22 protein-coding genes and 1 riboswitch are annotated in these 25,710 nt (G+C 37.7%); of the genes, 2 read left to right on the top strand and 20 right to left on the bottom strand.

From position 1 onward, the window contains the following. Positions 1-7: 7 nt before the first annotated feature. From mgtA to RRY75_RS03720, 14 genes are all read right to left on the bottom strand, one after another. Entirely contained in the window at positions 8-2,695 is a 2,688-nt protein-coding gene (mgtA, locus tag RRY75_RS03785) for a magnesium-translocating P-type ATPase (protein WP_332527627.1), read from the bottom strand. Positions 2,696-2,991: 296 nt separating this feature from the next. Further along, positions 2,992-3,150, bottom strand: a riboswitch (M-box (ykoK) riboswitch). 210 nt (positions 3,151-3,360) lie between these two features. Next, the gene (locus RRY75_RS03780) at positions 3,361-4,926 is read right to left on the bottom strand and encodes a hypothetical protein (protein ID WP_332494021.1); all 1,566 of its coding nucleotides are present in this window, start codon (positions 4,924-4,926) and stop codon (positions 3,361-3,363) included. Positions 4,927-5,073: 147 nt separating this feature from the next. Then, complete coding sequence (gene ade, locus RRY75_RS03775) at positions 5,074-6,804, bottom strand: adenine deaminase (RefSeq protein WP_332494022.1); 1,731 nt, start codon at positions 6,802-6,804, stop codon at positions 5,074-5,076. Between the two features lie 12 nt (positions 6,805-6,816). After that, the gene (locus RRY75_RS03770) at positions 6,817-8,598 is read right to left on the bottom strand and encodes an adenine deaminase (protein WP_332494023.1); all 1,782 of its coding nucleotides are present in this window, start codon (positions 8,596-8,598) and stop codon (positions 6,817-6,819) included. Positions 8,599-8,885: 287 nt separating this feature from the next. After that, a complete protein-coding gene (locus RRY75_RS03765; RefSeq protein WP_332494024.1) occupies positions 8,886-10,211 on the bottom strand; it encodes an aminotransferase class V-fold PLP-dependent enzyme in 1,326 nt (441 codons plus the stop codon). Between the two features lie 25 nt (positions 10,212-10,236). Beyond that, positions 10,237-11,403 carry a hypothetical protein gene (locus RRY75_RS03760; RefSeq protein WP_332528145.1) on the bottom strand — a complete coding sequence of 389 codons (1,167 nt, stop codon included), beginning with the start codon at positions 11,401-11,403 and terminating at the stop codon, positions 10,237-10,239. Beyond that, positions 11,393-12,208 (bottom strand): EcsC family protein, encoded by an 816-nt coding sequence (locus tag RRY75_RS03755; protein ID WP_332494026.1) that lies wholly within the window; start codon positions 12,206-12,208, stop codon positions 11,393-11,395. The genes RRY75_RS03760 and RRY75_RS03755 overlap by 11 nt, the downstream gene beginning before the upstream one ends. Positions 12,209-12,249: 41 nt before the next feature. After that, positions 12,250-13,176, bottom strand: a complete 927-nt coding sequence (locus RRY75_RS03750) for an alpha/beta hydrolase (RefSeq protein WP_332494027.1) — start codon at positions 13,174-13,176, stop codon at positions 12,250-12,252. A gap of 119 nt (positions 13,177-13,295) precedes the next feature. Next, complete coding sequence (locus tag RRY75_RS03745) at positions 13,296-13,937, bottom strand: flavin reductase (RefSeq protein WP_332527621.1); 642 nt, start codon at positions 13,935-13,937, stop codon at positions 13,296-13,298. A gap of 478 nt (positions 13,938-14,415) precedes the next feature. After that, the gene (locus tag RRY75_RS03740; protein WP_332494031.1) at positions 14,416-15,360 is read right to left on the bottom strand and encodes a hypothetical protein; all 945 of its coding nucleotides are present in this window, start codon (positions 15,358-15,360) and stop codon (positions 14,416-14,418) included. A 114-nt stretch (positions 15,361-15,474) separates the two neighbouring features. After that, positions 15,475-15,765: a lasso peptide biosynthesis PqqD family chaperone gene (locus RRY75_RS03735; protein ID WP_332527622.1), complete on the bottom strand. Its 291-nt coding sequence runs from the start codon at positions 15,763-15,765 to the stop codon at positions 15,475-15,477. 61 nt (positions 15,766-15,826) lie between these two features. Continuing rightward, positions 15,827-16,087, bottom strand: coding sequence for a hypothetical protein (locus RRY75_RS03730; RefSeq protein ID WP_332527623.1), 261 nt, complete (start codon positions 16,085-16,087; stop codon positions 15,827-15,829). 25 nt (positions 16,088-16,112) lie between these two features. Next, positions 16,113-16,559 (bottom strand): lasso peptide biosynthesis B2 protein, encoded by a 447-nt coding sequence (locus tag RRY75_RS03725; RefSeq protein WP_332527624.1) that lies wholly within the window; start codon positions 16,557-16,559, stop codon positions 16,113-16,115. A gap of 18 nt (positions 16,560-16,577) precedes the next feature. Continuing rightward, positions 16,578-17,795 (bottom strand): nucleotidyltransferase domain-containing protein, encoded by a 1,218-nt coding sequence (locus RRY75_RS03720; protein ID WP_332715719.1) that lies wholly within the window; start codon positions 17,793-17,795, stop codon positions 16,578-16,580. A gap of 190 nt (positions 17,796-17,985) precedes the next feature. Here RRY75_RS03720 and RRY75_RS03715 point away from each other — a divergent pair, with 190 nt between their 5' ends. After that, a complete protein-coding gene (locus RRY75_RS03715) occupies positions 17,986-19,695 on the top strand; it encodes an ABC transporter ATP-binding protein (protein ID WP_332528773.1) in 1,710 nt (569 codons plus the stop codon). A gap of 56 nt (positions 19,696-19,751) precedes the next feature. Here RRY75_RS03715 and RRY75_RS03710 read toward each other — a convergent pair whose 3' ends face one another. Beyond that, positions 19,752-19,979, bottom strand: a complete 228-nt coding sequence (locus RRY75_RS03710; protein ID WP_332715716.1) for a hypothetical protein — start codon at positions 19,977-19,979, stop codon at positions 19,752-19,754. A gap of 254 nt (positions 19,980-20,233) precedes the next feature. Next, positions 20,234-21,148: a hypothetical protein gene (locus RRY75_RS03705; protein WP_332715714.1), complete on the bottom strand. Its 915-nt coding sequence runs from the start codon at positions 21,146-21,148 to the stop codon at positions 20,234-20,236. A gap of 227 nt (positions 21,149-21,375) precedes the next feature. Here RRY75_RS03705 and RRY75_RS03700 point away from each other — a divergent pair, with 227 nt between their 5' ends. Further along, a complete protein-coding gene (locus RRY75_RS03700; RefSeq protein WP_332715711.1) occupies positions 21,376-22,272 on the top strand; it encodes a metallophosphoesterase in 897 nt (298 codons plus the stop codon). Here RRY75_RS03700 and RRY75_RS03695 read toward each other — a convergent pair. From RRY75_RS03695 to RRY75_RS03680, 4 genes are all read right to left on the bottom strand, one after another. Next, positions 22,269-23,483, bottom strand: coding sequence for a nucleotidyltransferase domain-containing protein (locus tag RRY75_RS03695; protein WP_332715708.1), 1,215 nt, complete (start codon positions 23,481-23,483; stop codon positions 22,269-22,271). The two genes, RRY75_RS03700 and RRY75_RS03695, sit on opposite strands and share 4 nt — an antisense overlap. A gap of 115 nt (positions 23,484-23,598) precedes the next feature. Continuing rightward, entirely contained in the window at positions 23,599-23,841 is a 243-nt protein-coding gene (locus RRY75_RS03690) for a hypothetical protein (RefSeq protein ID WP_332715705.1), read from the bottom strand. Positions 23,842-23,900: 59 nt separating this feature from the next. Continuing rightward, complete coding sequence (locus tag RRY75_RS03685) at positions 23,901-24,191, bottom strand: PqqD family protein (RefSeq protein ID WP_332715703.1); 291 nt, start codon at positions 24,189-24,191, stop codon at positions 23,901-23,903. Position 24,192: 1 nt separating this feature from the next. Then, a complete protein-coding gene (locus RRY75_RS03680; protein WP_332715701.1) occupies positions 24,193-25,146 on the bottom strand; it encodes a hypothetical protein in 954 nt (317 codons plus the stop codon). Between the last annotated feature and the right edge of the window lie 564 nt (positions 25,147-25,710).

The following is a 25,710-nucleotide window of genomic DNA, read 5'->3' as shown; positions in this document are numbered from 1 at the left end:
CTCCCACTTAAAGTAATTCACCGTATTTTCTTACATAAATTTTCTTTAAGAGCGTAGCAAGCATCATGTATGCCACTATAATTCCGATGAGCCATACAAAGTAAACAGGAGGCATTGCATACATTCCAAGTACAGTTCCAAGTGAAGTATAAGGAATAATCGTTCCGATACCAATAGCCACTGTAGTGACAACCCCAACAGCTAAAGAGGCTCTACTTTGAATAAATGGAATCTTTGGTGTGCGAATCATATGAATGATCAAAGTTTGAGACCATAATGACTCTACAAACCATCCTGCATTGAACAGTGCCATAAATAAAGTTTGGTCTACACCAGGTTCATAGTAGCCTCCACCGCATACCATAGGACAAATCACAAAATACATCAATACATACGTCACAATATCAAACACTGAACTCGTAGGTCCAATCCATACCATAAAACTACCGATAGAAGATGCGTCCCATTTGCGTGGTTTCTTCAAAAATCCCTTATCTACATTGTCCCAAGGAATAGAAATACAAGAAATATCATAAATCAAATTGAGTACAATCAGTTGAATAGAAAGCATAGGTAAAAAAGGCAAAAAGGCACTGGCCACTAAAACAGAAAACATATTCCCAAAATTAGAACTGGCTGTCATTTTAATATATTTAATCATGTTTCCAAACGTTTTGCGTCCTTCTATAATACCTTCTTCCAACACATTTAAGTCTTTTTCAAGCAAAATAATATCTGCTGACTCTTTGGCAATATCTACTGCCGTATCTACTGAAATACCTACATCTGCCTCTTTCATTGCTGCAGCATCGTTGATTCCATCTCCCATAAAGCCAACGACATGGTCATTGTTTCTAAGGATTCTTACAATCCTTGTCTTTTGCTGTGGGGAAAGCTTCGCAAATAAACTATGCTTTTCTACTTCTCGTGCAAGTACTGCATCACTCATCTTTTCAATATCAGCACCTAACAAAATTTTATCCGCACTTAGGCCCACTTGCTTGCATACAGAAGCTGTTACTCTTTCGTTGTCCCCAGTCAATACTTTGACTTCTACACCGTATTCATTGAGTGAGCGTATTGCCTCTTGTGCAGTTACTTTAGGTGGGTCTAAGAAGGCCAGATACCCAAGAAGTACCATGTCTCTTTCATCCTTTACAGAAAAGACTTCCTCTACAGAAGGATTTGTTTTTTGTGCTACTGCTATGACACGCATGCCCTTATCATTTAACGTTGCAACCGTTTGAAGAATTTCTTTTTTAATAGCTGGTGTAAGCGCAGTCACTTCCCCTTTATACTCTGCATACATGCAAATCCCTAACATCTCTTCAACTGCACCTTTTGTAATCATTTGTGTTTTATGCCACTCATCTTTAAGCACAACACTCATACGACGTCTTTCAAAATCAAATGGGATTTCATCTACTTTGGTGTACGTGGCAAACATATCTTGCTTCCCAATTTTTTGTGTATACTCAACAATAGCAATGTCCATTAAATTTTTAAGTCCTGTTTGATAAAAAGAGTTCATAAATCCATGTCTTAAAACACGTTCATCTTCTTGACCATGAATATCTAAATGATATTCTAAAACGACTTTATCTTGTGTCAGTGTACCTGTTTTATCTGTGCATAAGACATCCATTGCACCAAAGTTTTGAATCGCATTTAAATGCTTCACGATTGTTTTCTTTTTGCCCATCGCTACAGAGCCTTTGGCTAAACTGGTAGTCACAATCATAGGTAACATTTCTGGTGTTAAACCTACTGCTACTGAAAGCGCAAACATTAAGGCTTCTACCCAGTCTCCTTTTGTAAAGCCATTGACAAATAACACCACAGGTGCCATTACCATCATAAACTTAATCAATAGCCAAGAAACTGAGTTTACCCCTTTTTCAAAGCTTGAAACAGTTTGAGTACTTACTATAGTTTTAGATAGATTGCCAAACAAGGTTTCATCCCCAATGGCAACAACAACACCTCGTGCCGTTCCACTTATTACATTAGTCCCCATAAAAGCTAAGTTGTCACACTCCATAGCTATTTCACAAGTTTTGCCTTTTTTCAGTTCCACTACTTTTTCTACAGGTTCACTTTCTCCTGTTAGGGCTGATTGACTGATAAATAAGTCTTTTGCTTCTATCATTCTAAGGTCTGCTGGCACCATATCTCCTGCTGATAACACAATGATATCACCATTTACAACTTCTTCTAACACAATCTCTACTTTGCCAACCCCCTGACGTTGTACACATGTAGTGGTTTTCACCATGGCGCTTAGCTGCTCCGCCGCATGGGTTGATCTAGTCTCTTGCACAAAGCGCAGTACCCCACTAATAGTCACCATCGTTAGGACAATACTAACGGTTGTAAAGTCTGCTTCTCCTTGTCCTGCTAGTATAACATCTGTCACAATAGAGATGGTCGCAAGTATTAAAAGAACTATCGTAAAAGGATTAATAAATGCCCCTAATAGACGCTTGACCCAAGACTCCTTTTTTTCATGACTAATGACATTAAGTCCACAGTTTTCTCGCATTTTTTCAACTTGTTCTAGACTTAAACCTTCTACAGAAGTGTCCATACTCTCAAGCACTACATCTTTACGTTTATGGGCTACATTTAATAGCCATTTGTTAATTACACCTGCTCTTGCTTCTTGTTGTCTCATCATTCTTTCTTTTTGGTTCATATACATATTCTTTTTCATGTCTAAAGCCTCCCTTATTTCAAATAGCCTCAAGTTGGATAGACACGAAATCTGATGACTTACCTTTACAGCAAGAAAATATTCAATTTATACTTTCGTTTGTGAGAAAAATGGTTGACTGAGGTGGGTCCTCACATTTTTCACCTCTATACCGCTTATCAGATCCCGTGCCGGTACTACTACTGCCTGCTTCCATTCTTCTCACCTCCTCAATTTATATTAAACAAAATAAAAAACCCCTCGCCAAAGCATCACAATGACGAAGGGTATATACACCTTACTAATTTCATCGTTCAAGCTTTAGCATCGTAGGGCGGTGAAATTGTGTTAGGTGATGCCTTGGCTTCGACACCCCCTGCTGACCAACTCATAGTGTCTCCACCATTTTGCGGTAACAATCCATATCCCTACGGTAGCCTCACCTACCGAAGTTATTTTGTTTGAATTACATCTTTAATTATATCAAAAAAATATTATATTTCTAGGATTTTTTTCTTGCTTTTTTCTTGCCTTTACATTTTTAACCTCTAATTTAATAAAATAGCTACCTACTTTACTTCCTCTGTGGTGCTTCTATCCCTTTGTGCAACAAAAGAGGCCATGTTTCCATAGCCTCTTTTGCCTATATTGTTATCGCTTGTTTCTACTTATACGTAGTCAAAGTCCTCTGGTGCATCGAACCATTTGCCGCGCCCTGTATGAAGTAGGAAGCAAAGCCCTGCTACAATAAGGTAACCGAGTACAAATGGTGAAGTTGGATAAAATCCAAGAGCTGCGCTATGTACAAATCCAAATAGTGCAAGAGCTGCACCTGCAAGTGCTGTAACACCCACTTTGTCCAATCGTCTATCTATAATGAAGACAACCATTGTACCTAAAATAATCCCGATAATGATGGCTCCTGACTTTACAGCTGGTACACCATTCCACATCACACCGTGGTCCATTAAGTACTGAGAAACATCTGCTTGATATCCTACAAGTCCTGATGGTAAAGTCTCTGTCCAAATATCTGCAATCCCTACTGCACCTGTAATTTGAGTGAAAAGAAAATCTGCAACAGGTGGTATCATAGCTACAGCAATCCCTGCATAGTGTTTTGCATCACATGCTTTGAAAGCTTGAGATACCATAATGACAGAACACCAAAGATAGGTAATGGCACAAATTGCTGGTGGTACAAGGGCACTAAAGAAAGTAAAGAGTCCAAGTACTCCTGCAAGGCCTAGCAATATACCGCCGAGCCAAGAGAACCCAATCCCTGCGCCCGCCTTTTTAAGGCCTGCATGTCCAAGCCATACAGTATTGGGTACAACTCCACCAAAGATAGCGGAAATCATGGTACAGATCCCATCTACAAATTGTGCTTCACGAATGCTGTAGTTATCTCCTGCTGCATTGGCTGCTTCTACATTATCCATTGTTTCTACAAAGTTATAGATTTCAATCGGAATAATAATCGTAAGGTATGGGGCTACAACTGCAAATCCATTGATTAACGCTTGAACAGAATCCTTTGGATTTGGGAAGTAGAAACCAATCCCTGAAAAGTCAAGTTGGGTACGTCCAATAGCAAAGGCATACACTATGCCCCCTACTACTGCTACTACAAGTGGTGGAATCTTTTTAGGGAATAAGTACCCACCAAATACCCCAACCATGGCAACAAGTAAAATGGGAAGACCTACAACTGGATCACTAAACACATCAAATACCCCTTGTGTCGCCATCCAAATGAACCCAATCCCTGCAACCGTTCCAAGTAATGCTGCTCTTGGAATACGTTTTTTCATCCATGGACCAATAAAGCCTCCACAAAATTCAACTAACCCACCAATAAAGCATGCGGCAATGGCTGCACTCCATGTTAAGTATGGATCTTCTAACGCAAAGTTAAGTGGCATAATAACACCATATAAAATAACGAACATGGCTGGTGTAGATACTCCTGAAGGAAGTGCTGTAACGTCAGTTCTTCCTTCTTTTTTAGCAAGCTTACACGCCATATAGGCATAGTAAAGCCCACTTAAAAGAAGTCCTATAGACATTCCAGGGATTACACGACCAAACACTAACTCATCTGGCCAAGCAAGTACCCCTGAAAGTGTAGCAATAACAATTAAATAGTTAACGATATTATTGGTTAAGATGTAAGTAAGTCCTCCTACATCCCCTGTACTAAAAAGCGGAATACGCGTAAAATTCTTAAGCATAGCAGTGTTTCCTCCTGGCTTGTTTAGCACTAGCGTTTCTCAACTTTTAAGCACTCTTGAACCTATACAAACTTAAAAGTTGATACCTAGGCTAAACTTTGAAATTTGAGTTTCTACCTAAGTTTTCAGTTTTGAAGTTTATTGGCTCTAGGCCTCAATTGGAATAAAGGCAAACTGTTTTACATCAAATAAGCCCATATCTGTTAATTTAATCTCTGGAATAACAGCAAGTGACATGAAACAAAGGGTCATAACTGGCTCTACATCCTCACTAATATGAAGCACTTCGTGAGCTATTTTGTGAATACGAGTCAGTTTTTCATCTACCCACTCTCCACTTTGGTCACTCATAAGACCACCAATTGGCATTGGCATACTTTCAATAACTTCACCTTTGTTGACAAGAATGATTCCTCCATCTTGTTTAATGAGTTCTTCTACAGCACATGCCATATCCTCATCATTTACACCTACTACAATAATGTTGTGTGAGTCATGGGCTACTGAAAGCGCCACTGCACCTTCTGTAATGCCATAACCTTTTAGTAAGGCTACTGCTACATTCCCTGTATTTTGATGACGTTCTACAACAGCTACTTTTACAATATCTACTTCTGAGTCATAAACAAATTCATTATTTGCATCACGCTTGATCGTAGCAACTTGCTTACTTGTTACCACACCACCTGGTAAGATGTTAATCAAATGGGCTTTTTCAGAGTGAATAGGTAGACGCAGCTTCTCTACTGAGAAATCTTTGACATGGAAGCTCCCTTTAGTGGTAGCAATATCATGCTTTTCTATTGGGAGTGCATAGTGACCACCCTCTGCCACTTCTTGCCCTGCAATGAAGACACGCCCAGCGTTGAAGTCTTTTAAGTTATCTAAAAGTACAATATCTGCACGTAAGCCTGGTGCAATCGCTCCGCGGTCATCAAGACCAAAGCATTCTGCTGCATTTAAGCTTGCCATTTGAAGGGCAATGATTGGGTCAATGCCTTCTTCTACGCATATACGTAAGTGATTGTCTAAATGTCCTTCACTAAGAATAGTCTTTGGTTGACAGTCATCTGCACAAAGTAAACAACGTCTACTGTTTTGTGGCGTTAAACCTTTAATTAAAGGTCTTAAATTGTGACATGCAGAACCTTGACGAAGTAGAACGTAAATACCTCTTGCAATACGCTCATGCATCTCTTCTACTGTATCGCACTCATGATCTGTGTGAATACGGGCTGCTGCATAAGCGTTAAGGGCATTTCCAAACACCCCGGGGCTATGCCCATCGATTACTTTACCATACTCTTTAGCAACCATAATTTTATCAAGTGCCTCATCGTGGCCTCCAATAAGCCCTGGGAAGTTCATAAACTCACCAACTCCTAAGATGTTGCCACTTGCTATAGGTGCTTTCATAGCCTCTGCATCAATAACTGCACCTGAATGTTCGAATGGCGTAGCTGGTACACAAGATGGGAGCATCATTTGAATGTCTAGTGCTGTACCTTTTGAAGCCTCGATCATGTAGTCTATCCCACGAAGGCCACATACGTTAGCGATTTCATGTGGGTCTGCAATAATAGTTGTTGTCCCATGAGGTACAATTAAGCGCCCAAGTTCTTCCGGGCTTACATAAGAAGATTCAATATGAATATGGCTATCAATATAACCTGGTGCTGCGTATTGACCTCGTGCATCAATCACACGTATCCCTTCATAGGTACCAACACCTGCGATAAGATCCTCACAAATTGCAATGTCACCTTCTACAATACATCCGTTATAGACATCTACGACTTTACAGTTTTTAAGTACAATGTCAGCTGGCACTCTGCCTGCTGCTACGTCGATAAGTTTTTTAAGTTGTTGTTTTTCCATTGATTAAGCCTCCTACTTCTGGGTAAGTTCTAAAATTGGGTCAAATGTTGTAAGAGCAATACAGTCAACTGGGCCTACGTCTGTAATCGCGTAGTCTGGAATCGCTGTAATTGGTAAGAAGAACATGTACATAAGTGGCTCTGGTAAGTCACATCCAAGTTCATTAGCCGCTTTTGATAAAAGTGTTTCACGGTATGCTATGTCTGCTGGTTCTAAGTCACTTGCAATTCCACCTACTGGTAATGGTAAAAACTCAAGTACTTTGCCATCTGCTACAACAACTTGTCCTCCACCATTTTCAATGAGGTGATTGACAGCAAGAGACATATCCGCTGCATCTGCTCCCATAACAATTAAGTTGTTGTCATCTGGTGCTGCTGAAGATGCCATAGCACCTTTTTTAAGCTTCCATCCTGAACAAAAAGCTAAAGACTTGTTGCCATTACGTCCAAAACGTTCAAGGACAGATACCATTAAAGCATCTTGCTCAGTATCTGGAAGGACAATACCATTTTCTACTTTTAATTCTACATCTCTTCTTTTACGTACGAATGGACCTTTTACATCCATAGAAAGGACTTTTGCTGTCCCATTTGTAATACCTACTTTATATTCAAAATCTTCTTTGGTTGTCATCGCACATTTAAGTGGACTTGTAAGCACTTCACTTCTAGCTGGTGCTTGAAGATCATAATTTAATTTTCCATTTTCTGCCACAAGACATCCTTTTGTCATAACAGCTTCTACTTTAAAGCTTTCTAAGCTATCTACAAAAAGTATATCTGCAAGTCTACCTGGGCAAATAGAACCTACCATATGGTCAATTCTATAAGCTTCTGCACTATTGATCGTTGCCATTTGGATAGCTGTCATTGGTGCAACACCTGCTTGAATTGCCAGACGTACTACGTTGTCTAAATGTCCTTTTTCAATCACATCTGTTGCTGTTACATCATCTGTACAGAAACTTACACGACGTGCTAAATAAGGGTTGACTTCGGTTACCGCTCTAATATTTTCTTCTAAGAAATGGGTTACAGAAGATTCACGAATAAGCATGTGCATCCCTTTACGCATTTTCTCTACGACTTCTTCATGATCGTAACTTTCATGGTCTAGGCGAATCCCAGCACAGAGGTAGCCGTTGAGTTCTTTTCCTCTTGCCATTGGGGCACACCCAAAGACTGGAAGACGGTTTTTTGTTGCTTCTTCAATAGCACCTAATGTATCTTCGTCTTCTTCTTGTATATATTCACGTACTGTTTCCCAAACGCCGAAGCATTCTGGCCACTGCTGTACGATATGATGTACTTCTTTTGTGAAGTTAAAAGCTACTGTGGACTGTGGGAAAGTATAAGGTGTTTTGTAAGGTGCACCCCAGAATACTTTAAGTGGGCTCGCCTTCACTTCTTCAAATACTTCTTGTAAGCCTTCAAGTCCTGAAACGGAAATATACTCATCAAGGCCAGAAATGATACTTGTTGTCCCGCAAGGTACAACAGCTTTTGCAAAGCTTGTAATACTTAATTTGCTACATTCACTATGAATATGTCCATCAATGAGACCTGGTGTTAAGAATTTACCCGTTGCATCAATTGTTTTTGTTTCTGTGCCGATGTATTCACTTACATCTCCTACAGCAACAATCGTGTCTTCATAAATCGCCACATCAGCTGGGTAAACTTCACTTGTCATAACGTTTACCAATGTACCTCCACATACTACAGTGTGTGCTGGCACAATACCACGACCTGCACGAATAAGTTGTTTTAAGTTACCAATCGTTTGTTTCATCTAAAAGTCCTCCAATAAAATAGTGTATAGATACCCCGACCAAAAATGGTGAACCAGGTTTCCCGTCCTGCAGCTTGTATCTTGTCGAATTTAATTGGATATAAAAATATTATGTCAAGGTCATCTTATCATACTTTAGATTAAAAAAACAGACTTTCCAGTAAAAAAGTTGAACATTTTTCTTATTTATATTTTTATCGTTCGATATTTACTTTTGATTAATAAATAATAATCCCTCATCACACCTGTACCTATTTCAAAAGTACTCATTGGGTGATGAGGGATTGTTATTTCATTCTATAACGTACTGCACGTCTCATGCCTACATCCTTACCTCCACAAATACACTGCATGACTTGCAAAAACTCATCTACTTCCTCATCTGTATTGTAAAGGCCAAAACTCGCTCGTACCATACCAGGTTGAGGACGCTCTGGGTGTAGCATCAACTCATAGCGCTCCTTGTCAGATACCCCCAACAATCTAGCTACATAAGGTTGCGCACAAAAGCATCCATTTCGCACTGCAATACCTCCTTGCTCTGAGAGCAACTGATTGACTAAAGAGTGATGCATACCTGCTACATTGAAACTCACCACACCTAGCCTAGCCTTATACAATGGGTCTCCATACAAGATGACTTTAGGCATACTTCTAAGTCCTGACAACATACGATTTTTGAGCCTTTGTTCATGTTTGACGACTTGATTCATACCAATACTCTCTAACATATCAATCGCAGCTGATAATGCCATCACACCAAAATAGTTAGGTGTACCTGCCTCCTCCTTATCTGGAGACTCTTTGTAGTACACATCATCATCCATAACCGCACTTACGCCACCGCCTCCTCGTACATAAGGTATGCATTGCTCCATGCACATATGCTTACCCACGACTACGCCTACACCAAAGGGGGCATACATTTTATGCGCTGAGAAAACTAGAAAGTCAATATCTTCATCAGGTTTACTGCCTTTCATTTGAATCGGATAATGGGCAATGAGTTGTGCTGCATCTACAATAAGCTTTGCCCCGTATTGGTGTACAACTTGAGCCATTTTATGGATGGGATTGATATACCCCGTTACATTAGATGCAGCGGTTACCGTCACAAAGTGGATGGTTCCACCTGCACACCTTAGCTTCTCTTCCAACTCCTCCAACTTTAAAAACCCCTTCTCATCTACTTCTATGTAGAACATCTTCGCTTCTTTACGCCAAGGTAAATCATTGGAATGATGTTCCATTCTAGTAGACAGCACTTTTGCATCACATCTATGGCAGAGTCCATAAGCCAGCAAGTTCATACCTTCTGTCGTATTTTTTGTATACACCACACAATACCCATCTTCTGGACTTACTCCCAGAAAGTTTAAAACTTTTAGCTTGCTTTGTTCATAGTTCTCCGTACTATAAATAGATTTTTGTCCTGCACGATGGATTGCGCCATACATACCTATACTTTCATCAATCACTTCGCCCACATAGTTAAAGGGCGGGGTTGTTGCACCGTTATCAAAATTAATAGGTTGTTTAAAAGATCCATCCGCTAATTGCACTGGTACATCTATGCCTTGAAAGAGTTCTCTATAACCTTCTCCTCTTTGCATCTGACCAACTCCTCTACTTCATTCTCTAAAGTATATTCAAGTTAAGCCTATAAGATGAAACAAAAGGGGAAAGTATCTGCTGTAATCCTAAGTACACCTCTACTCCAAATTCATGTGTCAATAGTTTGCGATTTACTTCATAGACAGGTTGATAGTCTTCTTTTTTAAAGATTGCATTATGCGCGTCTACTTTCACACATCTATGTTCTATCTCAAGTGACTTATAACTACCCCATCTACCATAAGCTTCTGCAAAAGTTTCATCTACCACTGAGGTCAATAAAATGACTTTCTTTTTCTTGTCTGTAATCAGTTCCATCACCTCAAGAGGATACATCAAACAAGAAAGCGGACACAACTCATAAATAGGAATAGCATGGTCTAATGCATACTTATGTGCCATACATTTATGGACACCTTCATGTTCAACTAACAAACTACAGCGTCCATTACACGTCTTAATTGTCCCATCAAAGGAAAGAATACCACCCTTTTCCATCACTTCATCATAGTCACGAGGATTGAGCTGTCGCATTTCTTCTGTTATGGCATTTAGATGTTGGTCTAGGCGCTTTTGGTTTTTACGACTCATATCACAAGGACTCCCGCAACAACACCCATAACGGTACAGCTTAGTACACTCAAAACAGTTTAGGTTAATAGGGCTTTGTAGGGCATCCATATCTACAAGATAAAGCTGTTGCCTAGCCTCTAACATTGCAAGATTTCTCGTTTCCAAATACTGTTTAAAGCTCTCCAAATCATCTGTAACCTGTTCATCTAGATCATAGTATTCAGCTGACCAAAGGGCATCTAGCACCTTTTTTACACGCACATCTTGTGGACTATCTCCTGCTATTGCACCTTCTAATTCTCTACTTTCTCCATTAAGAGCTACATTTAGCCACTTGGTAGCCACTATCTCAAGCGTAGCTGTGGGTACAACCTTTATAAGACTTTTTTGAAGACCTTTTGTAGCCTTGTAGACATTTATATTTTCTAAAATGGTAAAAGCTATACTAAAAAATTCTCCTGTAAAGGTTGTTTCTAAAAAGGTTGCCTCCTGTGACTTACACCATATTTTCATGAGATGGATAAGTTTTTCTCTTACTTCACTGGCTTCAAGGCTCTTTTGCTCTGCCACTTGCCAAGTGAGCTGATAATACCATGTTGCTTGATCCTTATTTTTCATTTAAAAGTCCCTCTAAATAACGTTTCTTATATTTAATCCTTGCCATCTGGGTAATCTCTTTCATCATATTAAAGTTGCTAACGCCCCCTACAATGCCTACTAAAGGCAAGCCTTGTATGAATTTAGCCATAAGCATTGCCTCTGCAAGTCGGTTAGAAGTCTCTTTGATGGCAACTTCTAGGCTGGCACTCAGTGCTTCCTCTCCTTTACGGATAGCAATACGGTCTAACTTTCTATTATAATCTTCTTGAATATCCTCTTTTGTAACCCCTGCGCAAATTAAATATAAGATGTATAATCTTTCTTTATCTGTTGTATAATCAAATCCATAAGATAGACTAATCTCGTAGATACTTTTTAAAATCATACCTATCAAAATAGGAATATCCGGTATGCCAATGCCTAGTGCACCTAGCACACTACCTTCTATAGTAGAAATTAACTGATTCCCAAGAATGGTCTTACTGGCACCTTTATCTAGCTTTTTTATGTTCTTATGGTTGGTCTGCTTCAAGACAGCATAATGGTTGACATCAAAATCCAAGGCCTTTTCTTCCTTTTTATAAGTCTTTTCAATCAGACCCACTCCTTTTTCAAATACCACCTTAAAGCCTGTCTCAAAAGCCTTTTCCAAAGTTTGCTGAAGTTTGGGTGGAATCTTACGCCCTATCTTCTCTTGAATAGGTGCCACTTTATCTTTAATAAATTTGAACTCTTTCTTTTCAAGTAGCTTTGCCTCTTGTTGAGTAATCTTTTGTAGTTGCTTTTGAATACATTTAGATTTTTTTAAGTCAGTATTTTTCATAAGTGATCCCTCTTTTCTAGGATTATTACTATTCTCAGCCTTTAAAAACTGTTACTCTCTTCTAGAATTTCTTGCACAACCTTTTTATAGGCATCCGATGCATGTGCATAAGCTGTGACATGGTCAGCGCCCTCAACTAGCAAAAGCCTATCCTGTGGATTTTTTCTACTCTTAAATAGGGTTTCACTCATTGAACTGGGAATAGTTTTATCATTTTTCCCATGTATAAAAGCAATAGGTCCATTGTAGTGACAAATAGCCTCAAGAGGACTTGCATCTTCTATTCGAATCTTAAACTGTTTGCTTATCCAGTAGTTTATGCAATGGTACGTTAACACGGGTGGTAAGTGACCGAAAGTTTTAAACTGATATTGCAGTACATCCCTTGCCGTAGCATACGGACAATCTGCTACCACAAAAGCTATATCATTGTATTTTCCTGCATACATAAGTGCTGTTGCAGCCCCCATAGATTGCCCATGTAGACCAACTGTTACATTGACACCTTCTAGCGCTCTTAGCTTTTGAACCCATAGTCTAACATCTTCTTGTTCACACAGTCCATAAGTTGGATACAAACCTTCACTTTGTCCATGCCCCCTTGCATCAATTGCCAGCACATTAAATCCCTGCTCAGCATAAATTTGCGCTATAGGCAAGCTCATCAAATGATTCCCCGTATACCCGTGTATTAAGATGACAATTTTTTTAGCACCTGGGTGAAAAATAATATACTCACCATTTAGTACATGCCCTTCACTGTTTATAAGCCTTAAATTTTTCTTACATAACTTCTGATACTGTATAGGCTTATACGCATATCGTTTTTCTATTTCTAAAAAAGCTTCTTCCTCTGTCTTTCTCGGTGCATAAAATATATTTTTAATCGCAAAATGGCCTATACATAGACCTATGCCTATCAAAATTCCACATCCCATTAGTATACCTATCATCATAGACTTCTCCATCACTCCATCTCATTTTATTTTCTTCTTAGGCTGTATTATAACCTAAATACATTAAAAAATCTCTTTGTTTACCTATTAAAAGGAACAAAGAGATTTGTAATCACTTGAACTAGACTGACCTATGCTTTAAAAAAGACACTTTTAGGTTTGCCACAGATTGGGCAGACATAGGTATCTGGTAATTCTTCAAAGGGCACTTCTCCATCATAAAGATAATGACATACAGCACATTCATATTGTACTTGTGCTGATTCAGAAGGCTTACGCTCTTCCATACCTATAGGTTGCACTTTCCCCGCTTTTAAGTCTCTGTAATAAGCATAGGTCATAGGCTCACCTTCTACTAACTTGGTGGCCTCCACAACTTCACCAATGAAAAGGGTATGCGTCCCTAAGTCCACTTGTTCTGCTACTTTACATGAAAAAGTTGCAAGACTATCTTTTTCGATAACAGGTGTCCCTAATGTATCTATGTGATGCTCAAAATTTTCTAATTTATCCACATTTCTTCCACTTTGCAAACCAAAGTGTGCTACAGTCTCAAGAGAAGCATGCTTTCCAAGAACTGATACACTAAACTTTTTAGAAGCATCTACCATATAATGTGTTAAGTTTGATTTTAGTACAGTTACACTGACACGAGCTGGTTCTGCTGTTTGCTGCACACATGTATTAATAATACACGCATTTTTTGCTCCGTTATTTGCTGCTCCTAGTATAAAGACTCCATAGGTTAATGTAAATAAAGCTGTTTGATCCATCTTTACAACCTCCATGTTTTGCATTTATTTATACTATAGTCTATCATATTAAATCAGTTTAGCAAACTATATTTAATAATAATTATTAGTTATTTGTTTCCTCTCAAAATATTACAAACAAAAGTGAGTTGTATACAACCAACTCGCTCAAGCTTCGTCTATTTTAATGTTTCACTTGGTCTAAATGTACTTCAAGTAACTTCACAAATCTCTCTTTCAATATTCCTTTATAGGTTTTAGCTTGGTCTGTTGGCATGATTGTGGCCTCCTCAGCATACTTTTCCTTTAGTATGTGTCATAAATTCAACCTCCATACTCTGATCTTTTTTTATACTACATACTTTTTTATGAATTTCTTTCCCCAAGGTACTTTTAGCCTTTTAGGCATAATGGTCTGTAGACTCTTCTTTAATCCATTTATATACACACTCTTGAAATTCCTCTACTGTAGCTTCTATTTTTTACTCACAGGCTTTAGTCATCCCACTTGTTGTCTTAATGCCTGAATTTTTCTATCTCTCACTTGGTACACTAGATCTACAGCGCATCCAGCCGTTGTCAGGACTATTGTTGTGAGCTTAAACCTACCAAGTAGCAAAAAGAAGATTCCCAGACCTATCCCCTTTGTCAACCCAGTAGATTTGGTTTTGGTATAAATATATTGGCTCACCAAACTATGGGCATCTCGCAGCATAAAGTAGAGAGCAATCCACTGCACTGTTCCTAATACGGTCTGGATATACAGTGGCAAATCCAGAAGCTTTAGGCCTTGTATGGCTACTAAATATAGAATCCACCTGTAGGTTGTACTTCTTGAACAACAAAGGTAACCCATATATTCTCTCAAATTTTTGATAACTTTATACTTTTCCTTGGTCGTTCCACTTAGTAAATGCAACTTATGCCCCATCAAAAGGGTTCCCATATACGCCACAATGCTTGTCCCTACAGGCAAACTCGCAAGAGATATAGACACTGCCACTTCCTTGACCACCTCCGGCACTGGAAAAGGCTCCACCATCTGCCACATCTCTTTAATCAAGCTCATACCCAAAATACTTTCGCAGTATACATCAATAAACACCACAATAAAAGCACCCCCTACAGAGCACCAAAGCAAATCATCCATTAAGGTTACCCCTTTGCTGAGGGCAACGCTGCAAATAAGTCCAATCAAAATCCCTTGAATCATCCAAATCGCAGTAGGCAAATTTCCCATTCCAAAGAAAACCATCAATACGGAAATCGCACCACACAAACTGGTATACTTCAATCCACACTTTAAATAAACAAGCCCAATCATAATCGGCAAACCTAAATCAACAAATAAGGTATAGCCAAATCCTGTCATCATCACCATTACAGTCATAGCTACAATTAATGCAGACAACATCCCTGCATATGTTAGCTTTTGTGTATTCATCCTATTTCACCACCTAATTGGATTAGTATACTCGCGTTGTGTGAAATTTATATATGTTTTAACTACTAAAAAAGATGCCTTCACTATGAGGGCATCTTTTTTAGTACTATCTACTTATGCAATTGCAACAAGCTCACGTTTGTGAAGTTCACTTACAAACGCCATCACTTGTTCTTTGCAAGTCTCTTCATCAATTTCGTATTCTCCTAAGAGGTGTGCGACAACGTCTGCAAGTTTCATAGGACTTTCAACTAAATCCCAAATATGTGTCGCTACATCATTAAGCATGAAGTAACTGCCTTTATCTAGGTCCATCATTACTTTTTCCCCATCAATATCTGAGGTATCCATGCTACCTTCTTGTTTAATCACTGTTTCCCATGTCATTTCTTTTGTTTCTTTCATTATAATAGCCCCCTTATGTATTTTACTCATTCTTATTTTAAATTTTTATTGCTTCTTAGCTTTAGCTGAGCCAAGAAATATCAAAAAATCCGCCACCACCAGTGCTTTCAGCCCCATCTGTACTAGGTCCAAGTCCAATGGCTGGTCCTGTCGTGACACTTGGTGTCTCATCAAACACAGGATCCACACTAAATCCAGGATCTATATCAAACGTAGGATCACTACTAATAGTAGGCGTCGCATTAAATATAGGTGTCATTAAATCACTTTGAGTCTGTGTTACTTCTAGAACGTAAAGTTGTGGATGTTCCCACTTTTTCATTATCATTCCTCCTTTAATCCCTATTTTAAGCTGCAAAATTTGCAAATCTTGCAACTTCCTTATAACCCCTTCTTGCTCCATCTCCTGTTACAATGAGCTGTCCACATCTCAGCCAAGCATGTGCCTTCAGCTCCCCTTCACCGCCCTTTGCCACTCCAAGATACAAGGTGGTTGGTATTTTTCGTCTTTTGAGAAGGTATTGTGCTACCATGGCTTGCACTAAACACTTACTTTCCCAAGGTGTATAGTGGCTGACAATGGATACAGTATGTGCAATGCGCTTTGCTTGACGGTAAACTTCTACATCTTCTTCTTGACGGGAATCTGCATTATGTGTACCCAGGTAAGGTCGGATTTTCTTAAAAGGAATGAGTAAAATCAGGGCTCTTGCTATCCCACAAAGTACAAATGTTTGTATCATTAACCACTTGGTCCGCCAATCAAGGTTTAGATAAATTTTAAGCTTATGCATATGCCTTCCCTCCCCTTTCTACAATTGTAGATTCCTAAGTAATTTATTACGCTTCTTGGATACCCTCAAAGCGGTAAAGGCAATTTTAAGTTTGTCGCTTAATTTATATTCCTTATTCCATATGCCATTCCAAATATGGTGAATCCATGCAAAAGGCAACAAATATTGATGCTTTTTGGCATAGGCGTAAGTATCTGACAATTTATCGATAGAAGGACACAAGTAAACCCAGAAGTTATGAAAAACACTAGACTCAGCACTTGTCTTTTTACCTTCTACATCTTTTGCTAGTTCATGGGCCAATATACGCGATGGATCCCGTTTACCATGCACTCCAGCTGCCCACATATCCTCAATTAGCTCCGTCACAACTGACTCTTTTACTTTTCCAAGTTTGTGTAAGTAAGGTGGAAAAGCTAATCCAAGAAGTTGCTCTGTCATCTTAAACACTGCAACCGTAAAAAATTCTAGCCTCCACTCTCGTACTTTCTTACAAAAAAGTGTCCAATTCACATCCCCAGCTCTCGCCTCTACAAACAAAGCCAAATCTAAAAGTTGCCGTATACCAAATCCTCCTACTGATAAATGAGTTGCCATATGGACACAAAGATGAATGATTTGATCTTCTAAATTTAATCCCAATGCTTGAACACCACTTACCTTGATAGGAATAGCATCTTGCCAAAGAGCTTCTTCCATCTTATCCATATTCTCAAAAATACGTTCATCTCGGATTGTCCAATGTATTTCTACAGCCAAACATCTCGGATGGATATATTTAATATGTATAGGAGAAGCTTCCTCCGCCTTGTAGCCTTCTTGTAATAAAATGGATTCAATAGCCTTCATATCCTTTTTATGTACCAATAAATCAGCATCACACATGGTTCGCAGTTCAGGTCTAGGATAATAATCTCTAATGACTATTCCCTTCAATACAATTACATTAATATCTGAGTCCCTAAAAAGCTTTAAGATCCTCCCTATCTGAAAAACATGTTGAATCTGGCTTGCACCTGTTCTAAAAGTCTCTCTTTTCCAACTTTCAAATAAGCATTCATCTATATGTCCTTCTATCTCCTCACGGTCAACGACCGGATAAATCATCCCCTTTACTTGATGCTCCCCGGCTTCTTCTAGTATACCCTTCCAATCTTGGTAACTTGTATCTTTTATCTTTTCTCCATGAATTGCAGACACGAGCAATTCGAGTAACTGTTCCTGTTGCTTTTTCATCCTATTCCCCTTACTTCTCTATCTATTCTCATCTTATATGATACTATGACCATTTTTTTCCTTAAAGTATACAAGTGTATACTTCTTAGTGCCTACAATATTCATATATAGTATCATTGAGGTTCCCCTATTTTGTCTTTATACTACTTATAATAAGTTAAAACTACATTATAATGGAGGAAATTTAATCATGGTTGCACTTATAAAGAAAACTTGGACACAAATCAAATGGTTGTGTCGACACGCTAAGCCAGTACTTGGCTATTTGATTTTCAATACATCCGTTACAGCAGTTTTTTCAGGGATTGGCGTCTATTCTGCTATTTTGTCTAAATCACTAATTGACTCAGCAACATCAGCTGATTTACCTGCCGTCTTTAAGTGGTTAGGGCTAATGGCACTCATCTTTCTCTTTAGGATTACCTTATCATCTGTGACATCCATCACAGGCACCAAATGCTCCACCACTTTAAGGAACAACATCCAAAAACATTTTTATGAACACATTACATACAGTGAGTGGCTAGAACACAGCAAGTACCATAGTGTCAACTTACTCACACGTATCAATAGTGATGTAGGGGTTGTCATCGGTCTTATTACTAGTACAGTTTCTAGTCTACTCTCTTTAACCATCACCCTTGTAGCGTCTTTTATCACTCTCTTTTTCTTAGATCGCACAGTAGCTATCTTGTCTATTATCATTGCACCTGTCCTCATGCTCTGCAGCATCGTCTTTGGCAAAAAAGTTAAGAAACTTTATATGGAGGTTCAAGACCACAGTATCAAGTACAACTCCTTCATTCAAGAGTCCATTCAAAATATAATGATTATTAAAACTTTTTGCAAAGAAAAAAAGAATACGCAAGACTTAGAAGCGCTTCAGGATACAACCATGAAACTCAATATTCGTTCAAGCATTATCGGTCTTGTAGCTGGATTATTTATGACTGTGAGTTCTTATCTTACTTATTTCATCGTCTTTAGTGTAGGGGCTGTAAAACTAGCACGTGGACTTATGACTTTTGGTACCATGACTGCTATGCTTCAACTTTTCAACAATATTCAAGGACCACTTTCCGGCTTTGCAAGTATCCTTCCAAGCATCATCAAATCCCTTGCCTCTGTAGAAAGACTCATGGAAGTAGAAGCTATGACGCTTGAAGACCGCGCACCTAAACAATTACCTTATACACCTCAACTTAGGCCTACCATTTGCTTCAACCAAGTTACTTTTGGCTATCAACCTCAATCCCCTATACTTAATCATGTCTCTTGCTCTATAGCACCTGGGGAGATTATAGGACTAGTAGGTCCCTCTGGTGGTGGTAAGACAACCCTTATTAGACTTCTACTAGCACTTGCCCAACCTCAAGAAGGTAGTGTGACACTTCATACTAATCATCAAAATGAAGAAGTCAATGCACTTCACCGTGAACTTATTTCTTATGTCCCTCAAGGTAATACACTTTTCTCTGGCAGTATTAAAGAAAACCTCTGCTATGGTAATCTAAATGCAACAGATAAAGAAATTGAGCAAGCTGCTAACGGTGCTTGTGCTTGGGATTTTATTTCAGCCCTTGAGACAGGTCTGGAAACTTCTCTAGGAGAAAAAGGCCTAGGCATCTCCGAAGGTCAAGCTCAACGTCTTGCGATTGCAAGAGCTTTCTTAAGACAGAAGCCTATTCTTATCTTAGACGAAGCAACATCTGCACTAGACCCTGAAACAGAAGTCAAAGTGCTCCATGCCATTAAGACACTCAGCCACAAACCAACTTGCCTCATCATTACTCATAGGCCTTCTGCACTTTCCATTTGTGATCGGGTTCTCAGATTAGAAAGCCAAAAGCTTACACCTATAGAATCAATTGAACATTTACTAAAGGTTGAAATAGCGTAAAATAATAGCCAGTATGCTCAAAATGCATATTGGCTATTATTTTTAGATTACCTTTATTAAGACATCATATCACTACTGGATGGACTACAACAACATTTACTCAAATGAGACTGTCCCTTCCAATTACACACATCTGTTCCTTTACAGCCATTATCGCGATTATCATCACAACTTCCATTAGGATGCACCTTATTTATAGCGTGGCAATAATGTTCATTTTTTGTATTTTCATACGTCTTACTTAGTGCTAACTGCGTTATCCTTGGATTAGACCACCTTTTCATATAATCCTCCTTCAAAAATTTATTTTTACTACTATATGATACTAAATATTTATACTCTAATCCATTATATATATCTATAAAGCTAAACTATAAAAATTACACTATTTTTCTTACATTTAATAGTAAAGTATACCTTTGTATAATTTACCTAATTTAAAAAAATATTTTATAATAGTATATAATAGAAATAGAAATTGTATCAACTCAAATTTTAAGTACATATTTATACTTATAGAGCTGCTTTTATATGCAATCTATAACACTATTTCTTCTATACATCTAATTTGCTCAGCTACCGTAAAACCTTCTCTTGGCCTTTTCACCTTATAAAACGCTACACTCTTGGCAATTTGAACACACTGTTTGAAGTATTCAGTCGGTACACCTAATGAAGGCAAAAATTCTGAACGATATAGGTTCTTGAGTATATACTGGAGCTTCTCTTGCCCTTTAATAGCTTCAATCTCTACCGCTTCTACATCACTTGCCACAATCTCACAAATAGCAGTAAGTGGTGTATCTTCTTCTTGAAAGTCCTCCAAGGCTGGCACAATATACTTCACCTTGTTATCACCTTCAAAAGAAGTGCAAGTTGCTTTATCATACCCTAATGCATCCATAGCATCTTCACAAAGCTTCTGATAAGGGAATCCACATTGGACCATAGGCCTATCTATTAAGGTAGTTGCTGCAACATCATCTGCTAAGAACTTGTACCCTTTCTTCCTTAAAGCAGTCGTAAGTGTAGATTTACCCGCACCCCTATTCCCTGTGATGACAACCGCCTTGTTGCCCATAACTACAGTGCCACCATGAATAGCAACTTTATTGCGTTGAATCATGATAAATCCTAAACAACTACACATAACAAATATCTTCATAAGTTGTGTATCACAATTTTCACAAGGTTCTACCTCAATAAGATTACCATTTGTAATACGATAGGTTGCTATGTTATCAATATAGAACCATATATCTTGGCTAGACATATAACTCTTTCTTCCTTCGGCGATTTGTGTCTTGATTTCTTCACTCATAGCGCCATAACAAATACGTACTTGATTAGGGCTTTCTTTAATAGACTTGTCCACTATGAACTCTGGTATCTCTATTTCTGATCCTATTTCTAATCCATATACCCTATATTTATAGTCTTTTTGAAGTATCATCTTCTTACTCCCCTTAGTTTATATTTACTCTATTCTATTAATAATAACACCCTTATATAGATGAATAAATTATACACAAATATATTCTTCTTCACATATATCTATTTTATTATATATTTTACTAAATATTTAAACACGATTTTATATTAATCATAAAACCCATTCTTGTAATCCTTTTTCTTATGTTATAGTATATAAGCACAAACTAAACAAAGGAGCTATCTACAATGAAATTCTTTCATTCTACCTACTGTACTTGGACATTAGTAGTCATTCTTATAAGTTGTTCTTTTATTGTCTTATGGAATATACAACTTAACAAGATGATTACTATTACTCCCTATACTGTTACTTCCTCCAAACTCCCCTCTTCTTTTCATAATTATAAGATTGTTCACCTTTCTGACTTACATGGTCGGAGTTTTGGTTCAGGTTTTACTCAATTAATTACACCTATTCAACAACTCTCTCCCAACGTTATTGTTATTACTGGTGATCTTATCACCGCTGGTGGCAATCTATGTGAAGATTACTTAGAACTTCTTAACAAACTTACTCAAATTGCTCCAACTTACTATGTGTACGGAAACCATGAGGTGTATATGGCTGCTAGTAAGTATTTCTCCTATTTTATGTCTGGCCTAGGTGAGTCTCCTGCACAATCACTTAACCAAACACATGTAACACTTACTTCTAGTAAAGGTGAATCTATTACCTTAGTTGGGCTTCAAGACCCTGTAGATGTTAACACTCCTATAAACACTCCCACTAATCTTGAAACTCAATATTTAAATACCTCTCTTGAAGAAATCACGCCTTATCTTACATCCCAGACTTTTAATCTTCTTCTTTCTCATAGGCCTGAATATTTTTCTCAATATAGCCAACTTCCTATAGACCTAATTCTTACAGGCCATGCCCATGGAGGCATTATGCAACTTCCTTTTGTAGGTGGATTATATGCTCCTAATCAAGGATTTTTCCCATCTTATACATCTGGACAGCATGCAATCAACAATACAACTATGATTATTAACCGTGGATTAGGAAACAGTTCCTTTCCCATAAGAATTTTTAATTCACCTGAGATAGGTATTATTACGCTAAAAAAGCAACTTGACTAATTTAGTTCAAGTTGCTTAAGTAACTGACTACGTTTCTTTGAGATTATATAGGCCTTACAGGAAAATTTAATTTTCTCTTTTATGCTATAATCATGATGTGTCATCCCTCTGTAAAAATGATGTATCCACGCTATAGGTAACAGAATAGGATATTTTTTAGCATAATGATATGTATCAGAAAGATTCTCCTTAGCTGGACATAAAAAATCTAAAAAATTATGTATAGTACCTCTTTTATCATCCCCCTCACCTCTATTAGCCGCTAATTCATGGGCAAATACATACGTCATATCACTTCGTCCATATACCCCTCCATCAAAAATTTCCTCTATCAATTCATTTATAATTTTTTCATTATTTTCCCCTAAACTTTTCACTCCTTCAGGCATAGGAAGCTCAAATAATTCATGACAAATGCCTATCACTGCTACAATAAAAACTTCTAATTTCCATACTTGAGCCTTTCTCTTAAAGTTTTCCCAATTTACCTCATCTTCTTTCTGTTCTAACAGTAAGGCTAAATCTAATACCTGCCGAACGCCAAACCCTCCTACTAGTAAATGTGTAGCCATATGTGCACATAGGTGAATGATGAGATCTTCTAGACCTAAAGATAACACTTCTATATGTCGTATTTTCACAGGAACTGCTTCATTCCAAAGTTCTTCCTCTAATGAATTTACCTGCTCAAAGATACGTGCATCTCTAATCGTCCAGTGCACTTCTATTGTTGTTCTTTTAGGATGCACATAGGCAATATGTACCGGAGATGCCTCCTCTTTGACATATCCTAAACTTAGAAGATAAGATTCTATTTTCTCTAAATCCCTTAATGGTACTAAAAAATCTGCATCACTCATTGTTCTAAGCTCAGGCCGAGGATAAAATTGACGTACCACTAATCCTTTTAAGACTATCACGGGAACGTTCATTTTTTGAAATGCTTCTAAAACCTCTACTACTTGTGCAATATGCTGACTTTGGCTAACCCCTGTTATAAAAACGTCTTTTTTCCAATTTTTTAATAGTTGTGGTTCAACCTTTTGGATACTTTCGTTATCTATTCCTGGATAAATTAACCCCTTTATATGATGTGCATCTGCTTGCTCGATTATTTCTTGCCATAGAGGTACCTCTTCCTCCCATGCTACTTTTTCTCCCCTTCTCACTGCATTGATGAGATGCAAGAGTTGCTTTTGCGCCTCTTTCATTTTACTCTCCTTCAACTCTTTATTTTTGATGTTTTATATATTAAGCCCTATACATCGAACGTAAGAATTAGCAAATACAAATAAAGAAGGAGTATTACCCCCTTCTTAATTGTACTTATTCCATATGTCCATGATCATAATTACGTTTAATTGGCATTGAACATCCATTACAAATCCATAAATGGAACCCTTCATCACCAACTTTTTGATGTCCTACAAAGATTGCAGTTCCTTCACACTCTGCATTATGTCCACTAACAGGTGGTACCCAATCATTTGTCTTAATGCTTGGTTGGTTATCTTGTGTTTGCTCAACCCCTAGCAGTGTTACTTGTGGATCTAACCAAATTTTTTTCATCTTTCTTCCTCCCTATACCTTTAAATATAATCTATTTTCATTAACCTAGTTAAACCTAGTTAAATGAACTGGATAAGATGTAATTGTTCTAAGCCTACTACTAATTCAACTACTCTATTTTTACAAGTTTCTTTTGATACATCATATTCTTCCATCGTTGCTTCTATAACTTCCTTTATAGTAACTCTGTCTTGAATATGATTCCAAATATCACTGCTTACTTGATTGAATGCAAGATAGAGACCCGTATCTAAGTCCATCATTACAAAATCTCCATCCATCTCCACAATATCTATATCTGGCTTCCTGATAATCTGGGTATTTAATGAAATATGTTCTATATCTTTCACATCAACACACTCCCTCTTGAATTTCATCAATATTGCATTCCAAAATCCTTTTAATCATTTTTATTTGTTTTTCTACAGTCATTCCCTCTAGAGGTCTTTTAAGCTTAATGACAGGTACTTGTTTTAAAACTTGTATGCATTTGATAAAATAGTTGCGAGGCAATCCCAATTGTTCAGTAAAATTAAAAGCACTAATATGTTGAAGTAAACTTGTAACTTTATAGCTCCCTCTTATAGGTTCTATATCTACCTCTTTACATGCTTCTGGTGATAATATAAAGATAGCTTTAATAGGTAATGGCCTATCTGCAAATCCATTTCCAATTGGAACTGCAAATTTATCTCGTTCTTCTTGTATAATTGAATATTCATTTACATTATAGTTCATCTCTAACATAGTATCTCGACATAACTTTTGTTGTGGATAGGCTGGATAAACTATAGAATTGCCTCGTTCATTCTGTCCGAGCACACAAAAATCATCAGACAACATACGATATCCTTGTTTCCTAAGAGCCGTTGTTAAAGTAGATTTTCCTGAACCACTCTCTCCCAAGATTAAAATTGCTGACTCTTCTACTTCAATTGCTGCACCATGAAGTCCAAGACTTTCTTTTTGTAGACAAAGTATTAAACAAATAAGCCCTAAGAAATATTGTTTGATTGTCTCTATCGATACATTAGGCACTGGTGTAATAGCAACTACTTTCCCTTTAGTTAATTCATAAATTCCTACATTCTCAATTTGTATCCATATCCTATCCTTTGAAAAGTACTCTTCTTGCCCTCTAGATAGAGCTTGCCTAATGTCCTCTGGCATAACCTGCAAACAGACAATTACATCTGCTTCTTCATCTACTATTTCTGGTATTTGAATAAGCTCTGGTATTTCTATTTCTGATTTGACCTGCCAGCCGTATACTCTATAAGAATATACACCCATCTTTTTCCCCATATGTTTTACTCCCCAGTTTATTAATATATAATTTATAATTTATTATCACTTATGTTTATTAAAATACTATCATCTATTTACAGTTGTTGTAAATACTTATATTGTATATAATTTTTTGCATCTTGTAAATTTTACTGTCATATTGATAGCAAAAGCTATATTTATTAATCAACAAAAGGGGGGGCTAATCCTGTGTGCAATCCCCCCTCTGCTTTTCCTCCTAATTCTTCTATTTTCTTCTCTTTATTTCTTAGATAATAACTACCCCTGTATCTTTTTTCTACTATGTTATCATTTATTGCCAGAATTTATTTTATATATCACAACATGGGGTGATTATATCATATTATATACTAATCATAATTTCTCAATAGGAGGGCTCAATATGGCTTTATCTTTAAAAGACTTATTTAGGCTTGGTAGTTACTATTATACTAAGGAAGAGGTAGACTCAAGAATCGCAACAATTCCAAAGGGCGATAAAGGTGAACAAGGGCTTCAAGGACCCCAAGGTGAGCAAGGCTTACAAGGACCTCAAGGTCTCAAAGGTGAGCAAGGCTTACA

Source organism: Niameybacter sp. (assembly GCF_036655075.1).
GTDB lineage: Bacteria > Bacillota > Clostridia > Lachnospirales > Cellulosilyticaceae > Holtiella.
This window is presented reverse-complemented; position numbering and strand designations above follow the sequence as displayed.